We start from the raw sequence: 13998 nt of genomic DNA, 5'->3' as shown, positions 1-13998 counted from the left end.
GAAAGCTACTCCCGATGACCCGCGCGCCGGTGTACCGGCTCTCCCCTGTTTTGGATGGCCTGCGCTTAAGGATAGTTGCTAATTCGGGAGGTAAAGGCGAGATACGTAATTAGTTGTGGCAGACCGTTCGTCTGCCACCGCGCGAGCCCGCGGGGGGCGGGGCTTGCACGTTACAAAAAAAATTATTCCGAGGTGCCTTGCGCTGTTTCCGCAGGATAAGTCGTGCGCCACAGCTCAAAACCGCCATCCATGCTGTAGACGTCGGAGAAACCCTGACTGATGAGGTAAGCCGCGGCGCCCTGGCTGGAATTGCCGTGGTAGCAAACAACTACCGTCGGCGCGTCCAGATCTGCGCCCTGAATAAAGGCATGCAAGGAGTGGTTGTCCAGATGCTTCGAGCCGCTGATGTGCAGCGCGGCGAATGTGGCAGGATCACGGACATCGACCACCACTGCGCCTTGTTCGCGCAGGGCCTGGGCCTGCTCCGGGGGGATACGTTTGAATTCGCTCATGGCGGGTTCCTGTGGCTCGGCTGATAGAGCAGCCTAGCGCGGGGCGCTGGCTGGTGATTGTTCATTAATGATGGGGGCGACGGGTGGCAGGGCATGGCCTTGCTCGCTGCATTCGCACTGCAGGCGCTCGCCGGTATCGACATTCATCAGGGTCATCGCTCCACCCCAGACACAACCGGAGTCGAGAGCGAAGATCCCCGGCTCGTCACATTGACCTTCAAGTGCCGCCCAGTGTCCAAAGATGATCTTCAGGCCCTTGGTCTTGCGCTCCTTGTGCGTGAACCATGGCTTATAGCCCGGTAGCGCTGTGCCGACACCTTCCTTGCTCTTGAGGTCGAGTTTGCCCTCGTTGGTGCAGAAACGCATGCGGGTGAAATAGTTGGTGATGACTCGCAGGCGGGTCACGCCCTTGAGGTCGTTGTCCCATTTCACCGGATCGTTGCCGTACATGCCGTCGAGGTACGGGGCGATACGGTTGTCGTCGCGCAGGGCTTCTTCAACTTCGGCGGCGCATTTCAGGGCTTTGCGCAGTGACCACTGCGGTGGAATGCCGGCATGTACCAGGGCGATGTCGCGCTGTTCGTCGTAGTGCATGAGCTTTTGCTGGCGCAACCACTCCAGCAGCTGCGCACGATCGGGTGCTTCGAGAATCTCGCGCAGGGTGTCGTTTTTTTTCAGGCGTTCGATGTTACGCCCGGCGGCCAGCAAGTGCAGGTCATGATTGCCCAGTACGCACACCAGCGATTCGCGAAGTCCATAGAGAAAGCGCAAGGTTGCCAGCGACTGCGGACCACGGTTGACCAGGTCGCCCACCAGCCAGAGACGATCCTTGGCCGGGTCGAAAGCGACTTGCTTGAGCAGGCACTGCAGGGGTTCGAGGCAGCCCTGCAAGTCACCAACGGCGTACGTTGCCATTAGTGCAAGGCTCCGGGCACCGCCAGACGGAATGGAGCGATGATGGCGTCGAAATGCTTACCGTCGTCGGCAATCATCTGATAGGTGCCTTGCATGGTGCCGACTTTAGTGGTCATGACCGTGCCGCTGCTGTAGGTGTGGTTTTCGCCGACCTGGATCAGCGGCTGCAAGCCCACGACGCCTGCACCCTTGACCTCCTCGACATGCCCGTCACCGTCGGTGATCACCCAGTGCCGCGACAACAGTTTGGCCGGTAGCTCGCCATTGTTGTGCACGGTAATGGTGTACGCGAAGGCAAAGCGGTTGTGCTCGGGTTGCGATTGTTCTGCCAGATAGCGGGTGACGACGCTGACGTCGACCTGATAACGAGGATCGGACATGCAAGAGGCCTTAAAAACGAAGCGGGACGCGGGGCGTAGCTGATGGAGATCAGTCTAGGCCAAGTACCGGGTAGTAAACCAGACATCGCGTCTGGCGTCCTACCCGATAACGCTTGTCACCTGTCAGTCGACGGCGGGCGGGTTCAGGACTTGTTCGCTGAGCTTGTCGGCCAGGCGCACGAAGGCGGCCAGGTCGAGCTGCTCGGGACGCAGGCTGCCATCGACGCCGGCGGCTTCGATTTCGGCATTGCTCAGCAGCAACTTGAGGGTATTGCGCAGGGTCTTGCGGCGCTGGTTGAAGGCTTCGCGAACGACGCGTTCCAGCAATTTATGGTCTTTGGCCGGGTGTGGCAGTACCGCGTGAGGCACGAGGCGCACGATGGCCGAATCAACTTTCGGCGGCGGATTGAACGCGCCCGGGCCGACGTTGAACAGATGCTCGACCCGGCAGTGGTACTGAACCATGATCGACAGACGGCCCCAATCACCGCCACCCGGGCCTGCCGCCATGCGCTCGACAACTTCTTTTTGCAGCATGAAGTGCATGTCGCGGATCAGGCTGGCGTTATGCAGCAGGTGAAAAATCAGCGGCGTGGAAATGTTGTACGGCAAGTTGCCGACCACACGCAGGCTACCCGGCGCAGCATTCAGGCTGGTGAAATCGAACTTCAGCGCATCGCCCTGATGCAGGCTGAAATTGCTCCTGTCGGCGAACTGCTGATTGAGGATCGGGACGAGGTCCTTGTCCAGTTCCACCACGTCCAACTGGGCACCGCTGTTGAGCAGGCCTTGAGTCAGGGCACCCTGACCCGGGCCGATTTCCAGCACGCGGTCTTCGGCTTTGGCGTGGATAGAGCGCAAGATACGGTCGATAACGCCGGCATCGTGCAGGAAGTTCTGGCCAAAGCGTTTGCGCGCCTTGTGTTGGTAATGCTCGGTCATAAACGGGTCTCGGCCATCTGGTAGGCGGTTTCCAGGGCGACTTGCAGGCTGCCGGTGTCAATTTTACCGCTGCCGGCCAGGTCCAGGGCGGTGCCGTGGTCGACCGAAGTGCGGATGATCGGCAAGCCGAGGGTCACGTTGACTGCCGCGCCGAAGCCTTTGTACTTCAGCACGGGCAAGCCCTGGTCGTGGTACATCGCCAGCACTGCGTCGCAGTGCTCCAGATATTTGGGGGTGAACAGAGTGTCGGCGGGCAGGGGGCCGCGAAGGTCCATGCCCTCACCGCGCAGGCGCTCTAATGTAGGTTCGATGATGTCGATTTCTTCATGACCCAGATGTCCGCCTTCACCGGCATGCGGGTTGAGCCCGCAGACCAGGATGCGTGGCTGGGCGATGCCGAATTTTTCTTGCAGGTCGGCGTACAGAATTCGTGTGACCCGCTCCAGGCGCTCCGGCGTGATCGCATCGGCAATCTCGCGAAGGGGCAGGTGAGTGGTGACCAGCGCCACGCGCAATCCACGCGTGGCCAGCATCATCACCACCTGTGCGGTATGGGTCAGGTCAGCGAGAAACTCGGTGTGCCCGGAGAAGGCAATACCGGATTCGTTGATGACACCCTTGTGCACGGGGGCGGTAATCATGCCGGCGAAATGCCCGTCCAGGCAGCCTTGACCCGCACGGGTCAGGGTTTCCAGGACAAACGCGGCATTGGCCTTGTCCAGTTGGCCGGCGGTGACCGGCGCATTGAGCGGTGTATCCCAGACATACAAGCTGTTGGCTGGAGCAGGAACATCCGGCCAACTGTCCGGCGTTACCGGCAACAGATTGACAACCACACCCAGCTGCGCGGCCCGCTCAAGGAGCAGGTCGGCGCTGGTAATGGCAATCAGGGGGTATGGCTGGGCGTGCGAGGCGAGCAGCAGGCACAGGTCTGGACCTATGCCGGCCGGTTCGCCGGGAGTCAGCGCGAAACGCTTGGGTTTCACTGTGCTGCCTGGCTTGCACCAGGGAGTTTGATTTCTACGTACGCTTCGTCACGGATCTGACGCAGCCAGGTTTGCAGCTCTTCGTCGTATTTGCGGTTACGCAGTACGGTCATTGCCTGTTGCTCGCGAGCCTGGGCGGTGCTGTCGGTGGCGCGACGGCCAAGCACTTCCAGAACGTGCCAGCCGTACTGAGTCTGGAACGGCTTGGACAGCTTGCCCTGCGGGGTCTTGGCCATCACTTCGCGGAATTCCGGTACCAGTGCGTTCGGGTCGATCCAGTTCAGGTCGCCGCCGTTGAGGGCAGAACCCGGGTCTTCCGAGTAACTCTTGGCCAATTCGCTGAAGTCTTCACCCGCTTCGATACGCGCGTAGAGCGACTGAGCCAGGGCCTTGGTTTTTGCTTCGTCACGGATCGGGCTTGGTTTGACCAGGATGTGGCGCACGTGCACTTCGTCGCGCACCTGGGTTTCGCCGCCGCGCTTGTCGAGAATCTTGAGGATGATGAAGCCGCCGGGTGTGCGCATGGGTTGGGTGATTTCGCCAACGGACATGGTGCTCAACATGCGATCGAACGGAGGTGGCAATTGAGCCGCTTTACGCCAGCCCATGTCGCCGCCTTCCAGTGCGGTTTCGCTGGCAGACTTGGCGATGGCCAACTGACCGAAATCAGCACCTTGCTTGAGCTGCTGGTAAACCGCGTCGGCCTGCTTGGCAGCATTCTGAATCGCGTCGGAGTTGGCGCTTTCCGGCGTAGGAATCAGGATGTTGGCCAAGCGGAACTCTTGGGACAATTGCATCTTGCCAAGGTCGGAGGCGAGGAAGTTCTTCACTTCCTGTTCGGACACCTGGATGCGCTCGGCCACGCGACGCTGACGCACGCGGCTGATGACCATTTCGCGGCGAATCTGTTCACGGGCGTCGTCGTAGGACAGACCGTCGTGAGCCAGCGCGGCGCGGAATTGATCCACGGTCATGTTGTTGCGCTGGGCAATGGTGCCCACCGCCTGGTTCAGTTCTTCATCGGTAATGCGGATGCCCGAACGTTCGCCGATCTGCAATTGCAGGTTTTCGACGATCAAACGCTCAAGCACCTGCTGCTCCAGCACGCTGGCTGGCGGCACGGCAGTGCCACGCTTGGCAATGGTTTGCTGAACTTCATGAACGCGTTGGTCCAGTTGGCTCTGCATGACCACGTCGTTGTCGACGATGGCCACCACTTTATCGATGGACTGTACGGCGGCGTTGGCCGCAGTACCCAGAAACAGCGCGCCCAGCAGTAGCGGGCGCAGACAATCAGAAAGCTTGGTTTTCACGTTCACGATAACCTTGGATGCCTTTGTCGAGGAAGCTCTCTACTTTGGCGCCGGTGAGGCCGCCGAGTCCCTTCAGAACAATTTGGAGGAAGACGCCGTGGTCGCCCGTTTCGTTTTGTGGCGCGTTCTGACTGAACTCGTCATAGGCAACCCAGTAACGGTTGATCAGGCGCAGTTTCCAGCAGCAGTTGTCGTACTCGAAACCACCGAAGGCTTCCAGGGTACGGTTTTGGTTGTAGTCATACTGCCAGCGGCTGATGGCGTTCCACTGAGGCACGATCGGCCAGATCACCGAGAAGTCGTGCTGCTTGATCTTGTAGTAGTCCTTCACGAAGCCAGGCTGGCCCTCAACGCCGTAGTCACCGCCGAACTGCCATTGACCGGTGTTCTGGTTGTAGAGCACCTGATCGTTGCGATAGCGATAGCCGGCGTTGACGACCTTGTTCGGGTTGTCTTCAGGCTGGTAGTGGAACATCGCGCTACCCGAGCGAGGGCTGCGGCTGTCCGGGTCCCAATTGTAGTCGGCGGTGGTGCGCCAGTCGCGGTTCCAGCGGTATTCGTATTCCAGTGCGTACGGCGAAACGCTGGCTGTAGAGTCGGCACGGGTATCTGCGACGCCTGGCATCTGTACTTTGCGGTCCTGGAAGAACAAGGCCTGGCCCACGCTGATGCGTTGACGTTCAAAGCCGTTGTCTTCGATCCAGCGGTTGGTGATGCCCAGCGACAGTTTGTTCTCGTCGCCGACACGGTCGGAGCCGGTAAAGCGGTTGTCACGGAACAGCGACGAGTAGCTGAAAGTGCTTTCGCTGGTGTCGAAAACAGGAATGTCTTCCTGGTCAACCTCTGGCACATAGAGGTAGTACAGGCGCGGCTCAAGGGTCTGGCGATAGTTCTTGCCGAACCATTGGGTTTTTCGATCGAAATACAGGCCGCTGTCGATGCTGGCGATCGGCACACCACGATTCTGGTTGCTGTCGAAATTGCCATTTAAATTTTCTGTCCCAGCTGCAGCTGCGGCTTGATCTTGAGCCACGATTTGGCTTTTACCGATACTGTCCAGGTCCAGTTGATACTGGGTGTATTGGTACTTGAGCGACGGCTTCAGGAAACCATAAGTCCAGTCCAGCGGCAGGCTGACGGCGGGTGCCAGGTTGAGACGGTCGCCGGTAGCGCGCGCCAAGCCCTGAGTGTTGGTGTCTATCTGAGGGCTCACATTGCCGTCTTGATCGGTGAACGTGCCATTTTTCAGGTCACGATCAAACCGCACGATTTCAGTGTTGTAGCTGAAATTCAGGCCGCTTGGATGATAAGGCAGCGCACCATCGAAGGTGATCTGCGGCAATCGATCGTAAGGGGTGACGTTCTGAACGGTCGCCAACTGAAATGCCTGAGCGTTCACGCGCGCCGTATAACTGTCACCCCGGTAGCTGACCGAGCCTTGCTGGTTCACGTAGTCAGCGCTTTTCACGCCAATCTGGTCGGTCTGCAGGTCCTGGAAGTAATAAGGATCGCTGATCTTGGTGTAGTCGACTTGCGTGAATACGCGCGAATCCAGACCACCCTTGTGCTGCCAGTTATACATGTAGCGGTCTTTGCGGTAGTCGGTCTCTTTACTGCGCTCGGTGTCTTCGTCGTTGAGGTACGCACCACCGAACTGACCTTCGCTGGACTGGGTGAGGTAGCGGAATTCGCCTTCCATCAACAAGCCATGCTTTTCCATGTAGCGCGGGTACAACGTGGCATCGTAGTTCGGTGCCAGGTTGAAGTAATACGGTGTGACCAGCATGAAGCCGGTATCGCTGCCGGTGCCGATGGTCGGCGGCAGGAAGCCGGACTGGCGACGATCATCAATCGGGAAATAGATGTACGGCGTGTACAGGACAGGAATGTCCTTGACCCGCAATGTCACGTTGGTCGCGGTGCCGAAGCCGGTCGCCGGGTTCAGGGTGATGTTGTTACCCTTGAGCTGCCAGGCGTTGCTGTTCGGTTCGCACGTGGTGTACGTACCATCCTTGAGGCGGATGATCGCGTTTTCAGCACGCTTGGCGTACAGCGCGTTACCGCGGATACGGGATTTGTGCATCACGTATTCGGCGTTGTCGACCTTGGCTTCACCGGTGTCGAGCTGCACATCGGCGTGGTCGCCGACGATCAGTGCGCCGTTGTCGCGGATGCGCACGTCGCCATTGAGTTCGGCGCGGCTCTCGGCCTGATACAGGCTGGCCTCGTCGGACTCGACCTGCATGCTGCCCTGACGCAACACGACGTCACCGGCCAGCGTGCCGACCTGATCTTCGGTGTTATAGCGCGAGGCTTTGGCGCCGATAAAGGTAGGCGCGTCACTTTTATTCGTCTTGTCATTCATGCCAGGACGAATCGGTTCGACATAGGCGCCAGCGCAGTAAGGACCGGTTTCGGCCAACTGTGCAGCAGTGAGATTTTCGCGTGGCACCCAGTCGAGGTGGCTGTAGTCTTCACTACGCGACTTCAGGCCGCGGCCCTTGGACTCGGTAACGAGTGCAGGCTTGGCGCCGGTCTCTTCGCTGGAGCCGCTCTGGGCTGCAGTTTCGCCAGTGGCGGGAACTGCGCTGTCTTCATGGACAGGGCGCGGTGGTAATGTCGCCGTCGTCGCTTTTGGCGCGCAGCTCCAGGCACCCGAAGCAGAGGCTGAGCAGTCATACTGTTCCGCGGCAACCACGAATGAAGTGGCCAAGGGTTGCAGGGCCAGCAAACTGCCGGTAACCAACAACGGAAATTTTTTACGAAACGCGGGGGATTTCAATGCCATCTTATTAGTCCGGGCTTCCTGCGTGCCATCTGCCCGCGGTGTGGGCCGCACGCCTCTCGATGGTCTGAAAAAGATGCTGGATAATAAAGCATGCCCCGCTTGACGGCTAGCGCCGTCGGAGACCCTTGCAATGCCTGATCAAGATGTACGTTTGCAACACCTGAAAGTTTGGCTCGATGAGCAGTTGGCGATTCTCTTTGCAGCACAAGGCTGGGGCGCCGTCCCCCCGGCCACGTTGACTGCGGCCAGCAGCGATGCGAGTTTTCGGCGCTATTTTCGCTGGGAAGGCGAAGGTAAAAGCTTCATCGTGATGGACGCTCCACCGCCTCAGGAAAACTGTAAACCCTTCGTGGATATCGCTTTTTTGCTGGCGAAATCCGGAATAAACGTGCCGCAAATATATGCCGAAGACCTCGAACGCGGTTTTCTTTTGCTCAATGACTTGGGCAACAAGACCTATCTGGACGTGATCGACAGCGAAAACGCGGATGATTTGTTCAACGATGCCCTACAAGCATTGCTGGCTTTTCAGCAGTTGCCGATGGTTGCGCCGTTGCCGAGTTATGACGTCGCACTGTTGCGTCGCGAGCTGGAACTGTTTCCCGACTGGTATGTAAAACATGAGCTGGGCATCGAGTTCGATGCTGCGCAGAAAATGCTCTGGCAGAATGTGACCGATCTGTTGATTGATAGCGCCCTGGCCCAGCCCAAAGTCCTGGTTCATCGCGACTACATGCCACGCAACTTGATGCTCAGCCAACCGAACCCGGGTGTGCTGGATTTCCAGGATGCGGTGTATGGGCCCGTGACCTACGACGTGACCTGCCTGTTCAAAGACGCCTTCCTCAGTTGGCCTGAAGAGCGTGTGCGCGGCTGGCTCGAAACTTACTGGCAGCAAGCCGGCGCCCTCGACATTCCGGTTCAACCGGATTTCGAAGAGTTCCTGCGTGCCAGCGACCTGATGGGCGTGCAGCGTCACCTGAAGGTCATCGGCATCTTCGCCCGCATCTGCCATCGCGATGGCAAGCCGCGCTACCTTGCCGATGTACCGCGCTTCTTTGCCTATATAGAAGCTGTGATTGCCCGCCGGCCTGAACTGGCCGAACTGGATGTGTTGCTGCTGAGTCTGCGTGCCGGAGCGAATGCATGAAGGCAATGATTCTGGCGGCAGGCAAAGGTGAGCGCATGCGCCCGTTGACCTTGACCACCCCCAAACCGCTGGTTCGCGCCGGCGGCGTGCCGCTGATCGAGTATCACCTGCGCGCCCTGGCGGCAGCCGGGTTTAGCGAAATCGTGATCAACCACGCCTGGCTCGGTCAGCAAATCGAAGATTATCTGGGCGACGGTTCGCGCTACGGCGTCAGCATCCAGTATTCACCGGAAGGTGAGCCGCTGGAAACCGGCGGCGGGATTTTCCGCGCGTTGCCGTTACTGGGTGATGACGCCTTTGTGGTGGTCAACGGTGACATCTGGACCGACTACGATTTCAGCGTGCTGCATCAACCCGGCGCCGGGTTGGCTCACCTGGTGCTGGCGGATAACCCGGTCCATCACCCGGCAGGCGACTTCACGCTGGCCGACGGGCACGTGCGCGACGGTCAGCCAGGCACCACGACCCTGACGTACAGCGGCATCGCGGTGTTGCACCCGCAGCTGTTCGACGGTTGTTCGGATGGGGCCTTCAAGCTTGCGCCGCTGTTGCGCAAAGCCATGGCCGACGGGCAAGTGACGGGTGAACGGCTGAAAGGCCAATGGGTGGATGTCGGCACGCACGAGCGTCTGGCCGAAGTTGAAGCCTTGATAGAAGCGAGCCGCTGAGATGTTGTGGCCAGGGACTCTGATCGGAGCCGGAGCAGGTTTTGCCATAGCCAGCATTCCGGGGGCCATGCTCGGCGCTTTGTTGGGGCAGGCTCTGGATCGGCGCATGCATCTGCAAAGCTTTGGGCATCTGTGTGAAAAGCTCGGCGGTCGTCCGATGCTGCGCAATGATGAACTGCTTTTCGTGTTGCTGGGACGGTTGGCCAAGAGTGATGGGCGGGTATTGGATGGCCACATCCAGCAGGCCCGACAGGAAATGCGTTCCTTGGACATGACGGACTCGGCGCAGCGTCGTGCCATTGTTGCGTTCAATCGCGGCAAGTCGGGCAATGACCGGTTACGCGGCTATTTGCGGCGCTTGAGTGCACAGCCTCATGCGGCAGAAGGTGTGTTGCGCGCCTGTTGGCGGATGGTCTGGGCCGATGGCCGTGCCGGCAGTCGTGAGCGCGAGTTGATTGCCCAGTGGGGTAAGTGGCTGGGCTGGACGCCGCATCAGGTTCAGGCATTGGCCGCCGATTATGAACAGCACAAGCGGCCACAGGTCAGCAGTGTCATTAGCTATCAAGATGCGTTACGGCTTTTGGGGGTATCGGCAACCAGCGAGCCGGAGCATATCAAGCGCGCTTATCGGCGCCTGCTGAGTCGCCATCACCCGGACAAGATTGCCGGCAGCGGGGCGACGGCAGTGCAGGTTCGTGAGGCAACGGACAAGACTCGCGAGTTGCACACGGCTTATACGTTGATTCGTGAGCGGCGGGGTTTTCGCTAGGGCTTCTGTCGCCTGTGAGGACGCCTTCGCGAGCAAGCCCGCGATGGCAGCGCCTCGGTCTATCAGCCCGCCGCGTTCTGCGGATTCAACCAGCCGCGCACCCGGCGCACCAGTTGCTCCTGCTCAGCCTTGGCATTCCCAGGCAACGCCTTCAGCGACACCTGGCTGAACGCCGACGTCTTCAAACGCTTGCTGGCCTGCAAACGCTCCAGCGCTGCTTTGCGATCCAGCGGTTTATCCACATAGAAGAGATCAGCCGTCGCGAGCTTCAACGTCGGCGTCAGTTCAGCCAACTCAGGCTTTGTCGCAACCGGTGTCCGGGCAGCGACCATCACAAATTTCTCCACTTGCGTGGGCTGCCTCTCACTCAGGTAGCGCGCGGCCCAGTAAGCACCGGTGCCATGACCCAGCACGACAATGCTGCGGGCGCTTTGTTGTTCGGCATACGCAATGGCAGCGTCGATACGCGCGAAGATTCGTTCAGCGTCGGCTTTGGCTTGCTCTTCGCTGGTTTCGACGATGGCCTTGTCGGCCACTTGCGCTTCACCGCCGGCGGCCTGCTCGATGGGCGCTGCGGTGGTGGAATCTTTGCTGCCGGTATCCGGCGCTTTTGGCGCGGGTGCGACTTCAACGATACGTGGCGCAATGGCGTCGCTTTGCAGGTCTGGCAAGGTGATACTCAGGCTGCTCCACTGGGCGTCCGGCAATTGGCGGCGCAAAGGCCCAATTGCTTGCGGCCAGTCAACGGTTTCACCAGCGCCGGGGATGATAATCACCGCGCCCTTGGGCTCGGCGGTATTGGCCGGCTTCCACAAGGCCAGAAAGTTGTCGGTGCCGGCTTGCAGTTGTTGCTGTTCCTGAGCAGGGATTTTTCGCTCAAGTGCTGTGGCTTCTTCCTGACTACGCTCAAGCAATGGCTGGCGTTCGGCCGGTTTTTCTTCTGCGCCAGGCGCCAGGTCCGCGGCCTCGACAGAAAAGGCACAAGGCAGGATCAGCGACAGGCACAATGCTGGCAGTGCCAGGCGGTAGACAGGGGGCATCGGATATTCCAGGCCAGAAGTGTTTCCGGCAGCCTAATGGGTTAGTCAGTGTTTGTCAGTGTGTGAGACTTCGATGATGCGTTTTCGCTGCCTGTGGGTTATCGGCTGTTTGTGGTTTCCCTTGATGGGGTGGGCGGCGTCTGCGCCAGCGGTGCATGCCGCACCATTGTCACCCCAGCAACAGCAATGGCTGGCAGACCATCGCGAGCTGCGTGTCGGCGTGGTGTTGCAGGCGCCTTTTGCGCAATACGATCGCCGCTTGCAGCGGTTGTCCGGGGTGAACGTCGAGTTGATGAAATGGCTGGCTGATGCGCTCAAGGTTGAGCTCAGCTGGCGCAATTTTCCGGATATCGCGCAACTGGAAGGCGCCGCACGCGAGGGTGAAATCGACATCGCTGTGGGGCTGACGCAAACGCCGGCCGGTTTGCGCCTGTGGCAATTTACCGATCCGTACATGCGGGTTCCGCAACTGGTGGTCAGTGACCAGAAAGGCACCGGTGTCGTGGAGCTGGAGAAGCTCGACAGCCAGACCCGCGTCGCGGTGCGCATGCCCAGCGCGACCGCCGATTATCTGCGCAGCAACTATCCCCATTTGAACCTTCAAGGCGTGCCCATCGAGCGCCAGGCGCTGCAATTGTTGCTGAGTCAGCAGGCCGGTTACGCCGTGGTCGACGAGGCCCAGTTGGGACGCTTGTCCGCCGAGCCTGAGTTCGCCGGGCTGGTGGTGGTAGGCGACATCGGCCTGCCGCAATTGCTGCGAGTAGCCACTCGCCGGGATTGGCCGGAGCTGGCCGGCATTGTCGAAAGTGCGCTGCGGGCGATCCCGGCCAAGGACCTGGAGCAACTGCATAACCAATGGTTGCAGCCTAAATACCCAAGGCTTTCCGAGTCCCCGGGGTTCTGGCAAAACCTTTGCTTGCTGTTCGCCGTCATGCTGCTGAGCAGCCTGGCTATCGTGTTCTGGCAGCGGCGCCAACAGCACGGTCTGGAGCAAAGCCTGTTGGCTGCGCGCGAAGACATTGCTCTGCGTGAGGCCAGTGAAGAGGCGCTGCGCCTGACCCAGTTTTCCATCGATCAGAGCACCGTCGGCATTCTCTGGGTCAATTGGGACAGCCATGTGCGCTACGCCAACCGCGCCGCCGAAAGCATGCTCGGCTACCCGCCGGGCGGGATCATCGATCGACCGCTGATCGACTTCGAACCCGGCCTGCACATGGATCGCTGGCTGAATCTGTGGAAACGCGCGCGGGCCAGTGAGGATGGACCGCCAAGTTTCGAAACTAACTGCGTGCGGGCCGACGGCAGCATTTTGCCGACGGATGTTTCGTTGAGTTTCCTGCGGTTTCGCGACGGCGAATACCTGGTTGTTTACCTCAACGACGTGACCGAACGCCGCCGTGCACTGGCCGCGTTGCAGGAAAGCGAGGCGCGGTTGCAAGGGATCGCCGCCAACGTTCCGGGACTGGTCTTTCGCCTGGAGCGCGCGCCCGTGACAGGGCAGATCGACTTTGCCTACATCAGTGAAGGCAGTGAAAGTCTGGTGGGGTACTCGCCGGCCACACTGGCCCATCGCGACAAAGGCCTGCGCAGTCTGGTGCACCCGGACGACAAGGCCAGCTATCACCTGACTCAGGACCATGCGCTGGATACCGACAGTGACTGGTCATGGCAAGGACGGATTTTGACCCGTTCGGGCGAACAGCGCTGGGCCGAGATCAAAGCCATCACCCGTCGGCTCGACGACGGGACTTACGTCTGGGACGGTATCGTCTGGGACATCAGCGAGAGCAAGCGTATTGAGCTGGAACTCGCCAGCTCCCGCGAACAACTGCGTGAGTTGTCCGCCCACCTGGAGAGCGTGCGCGAAGAGGAAAAAGCGCGTATCGCCAGGGAAGTTCATGACGAACTGGGCCAGATGCTGACCGTGCTCAAACTGGAAACGTCTATGTGCGAATTGGCCTACGCCCAACTCGACCCCGGGCTGAACGAACGCTTGAACAGCATGAAACGCTTGATCGCTCAGCTGTTCCAACTGGTGCGCGACGTGGCCACGGCGCTGCGACCACCGATTCTCGATGCCGGGATCGCTTCTGCCATCGAGTGGCAGGCCCGGCGTTTCGAGGCGCGCACGCAAATACCATGTCTGGTACAGGTGCCAGACAATCTGCCGGTGCTTAGCGATGCCAAGGCCATCGGCTTGTTCCGGATCCTCCAGGAAGCGCTGACCAATGTCATGCGCCATGCCCAGGCGCATACTGTTGAACTGTCATTGGCGCTGGAAGGCGACGAGTTGTGTCTGACCGTCAGTGATGATGGCGTAGGATTTGTCGCCGCAACCGGCAGGCCGACATCTTTTGGTGTGGTCGGCATGCGTGAGCGGGTGTTGATTATGGGTGGGCGGTTGTTGCTTGAAAGTGAGCCGGGGGAGGGCACTACGTTGAGTGTGCGGGTGCCGCTGGATGCAGTCTGAAGAATGTGTGTTGACCATACTGACGCCCTCGCGGGCAAGCCCGCGCCTACAGTGATTGGGGTGAA

The 13998-nt window shown here is 59.8% G+C and carries 12 protein-coding genes; 4 read left to right on the top strand and 8 right to left on the bottom strand.

Annotation, left to right across the window (positions count from 1 at the left end):
- Nucleotides 1–182: 182 nt before the first annotated feature.
- The 7 genes from glpE to ACA048_RS26765 form a co-directional block, all read right to left on the bottom strand.
- Entirely contained in the window at nt 183–512 is a 330-nt protein-coding gene (glpE, locus tag ACA048_RS26795; protein WP_008061556.1) for a thiosulfate sulfurtransferase GlpE, read from the bottom strand.
- Between the two features lie 33 nt (nt 513–545).
- On the bottom strand, nt 546–1427 hold the full coding sequence (locus tag ACA048_RS26790) for a symmetrical bis(5'-nucleosyl)-tetraphosphatase (RefSeq protein ID WP_497626960.1): 882 nt from the start codon (nt 1425–1427) through the stop codon (nt 546–548).
- Nucleotides 1427–1807: a Co2+/Mg2+ efflux facilitator ApaG/CorD gene (apaG, locus tag ACA048_RS26785; RefSeq protein ID WP_497626959.1), complete on the bottom strand. Its 381-nt coding sequence runs from the start codon at nt 1805–1807 to the stop codon at nt 1427–1429. The genes ACA048_RS26790 and apaG overlap by 1 nt, the downstream gene beginning before the upstream one ends.
- 123 nt (nt 1808–1930) lie before the next feature.
- Complete coding sequence (rsmA, locus tag ACA048_RS26780) at nt 1931–2749, bottom strand: 16S rRNA (adenine(1518)-N(6)/adenine(1519)-N(6))-dimethyltransferase RsmA (protein WP_497626958.1); 819 nt, start codon at nt 2747–2749, stop codon at nt 1931–1933.
- Nucleotides 2746–3735, bottom strand: coding sequence for a 4-hydroxythreonine-4-phosphate dehydrogenase PdxA (pdxA, locus tag ACA048_RS26775; protein WP_497626957.1), 990 nt, complete (start codon nt 3733–3735; stop codon nt 2746–2748). The genes rsmA and pdxA overlap by 4 nt, the downstream gene beginning before the upstream one ends.
- Nucleotides 3732–5054 carry a peptidylprolyl isomerase SurA gene (gene surA, locus ACA048_RS26770; RefSeq protein WP_497626956.1) on the bottom strand — a complete coding sequence of 441 codons (1323 nt, stop codon included), beginning with the start codon at nt 5052–5054 and terminating at the stop codon, nt 3732–3734. Before surA ends, pdxA begins: the two co-directional genes overlap by 4 nt.
- Nucleotides 5029–7836, bottom strand: coding sequence for an LPS-assembly protein LptD (locus ACA048_RS26765; protein WP_497626955.1), 2808 nt, complete (start codon nt 7834–7836; stop codon nt 5029–5031). Before ACA048_RS26765 ends, surA begins: the two co-directional genes overlap by 26 nt.
- 130 nt (nt 7837–7966) lie before the next feature.
- Here ACA048_RS26765 and ACA048_RS26760 point away from each other — a divergent pair, with 130 nt between their 5' ends.
- Genes ACA048_RS26760 through ACA048_RS26750 form a run of 3 tightly spaced genes read left to right on the top strand, consistent with a single transcriptional unit; the run spans nt 7967 to nt 10423 of the window.
- The gene (locus ACA048_RS26760) at nt 7967–8986 is read left to right on the top strand and encodes an aminoglycoside phosphotransferase family protein (RefSeq protein ID WP_497626954.1); all 1020 of its coding nucleotides are present in this window, start codon (nt 7967–7969) and stop codon (nt 8984–8986) included.
- Nucleotides 8983–9654, top strand: a complete 672-nt coding sequence (gene murU / locus ACA048_RS26755) for an N-acetylmuramate alpha-1-phosphate uridylyltransferase MurU (RefSeq protein WP_497626953.1) — start codon at nt 8983–8985, stop codon at nt 9652–9654. The genes ACA048_RS26760 and murU overlap by 4 nt, the downstream gene beginning before the upstream one ends.
- A gap of 1 nt (nt 9655) precedes the next feature.
- Complete coding sequence (locus ACA048_RS26750) at nt 9656–10423, top strand: TerB family tellurite resistance protein (RefSeq protein ID WP_497626952.1); 768 nt, start codon at nt 9656–9658, stop codon at nt 10421–10423.
- A gap of 62 nt (nt 10424–10485) precedes the next feature.
- On the opposite strand, the gene ACA048_RS26745 is transcribed toward ACA048_RS26750, so the two are convergent.
- Nucleotides 10486–11463, bottom strand: a complete 978-nt coding sequence (locus ACA048_RS26745; RefSeq protein WP_497626951.1) for an alpha/beta hydrolase family protein — start codon at nt 11461–11463, stop codon at nt 10486–10488.
- Between the two features lie 73 nt (nt 11464–11536).
- Here ACA048_RS26745 and ACA048_RS26740 point away from each other — a divergent pair, with 73 nt between their 5' ends.
- The gene (locus ACA048_RS26740) at nt 11537–13933 is read left to right on the top strand and encodes a PAS domain-containing sensor histidine kinase (RefSeq protein ID WP_497626950.1); all 2397 of its coding nucleotides are present in this window, start codon (nt 11537–11539) and stop codon (nt 13931–13933) included.
- The last annotated feature ends 65 nt before the right edge of the window (nt 13934–13998 follow it).

Source organism: Pseudomonas sp. LBUM1659, assembly GCF_059716045.1.
The sequence above is the reverse complement of the archived record's forward strand: the minus strand, read 5'-3'. Positions and strand labels throughout refer to the sequence as shown.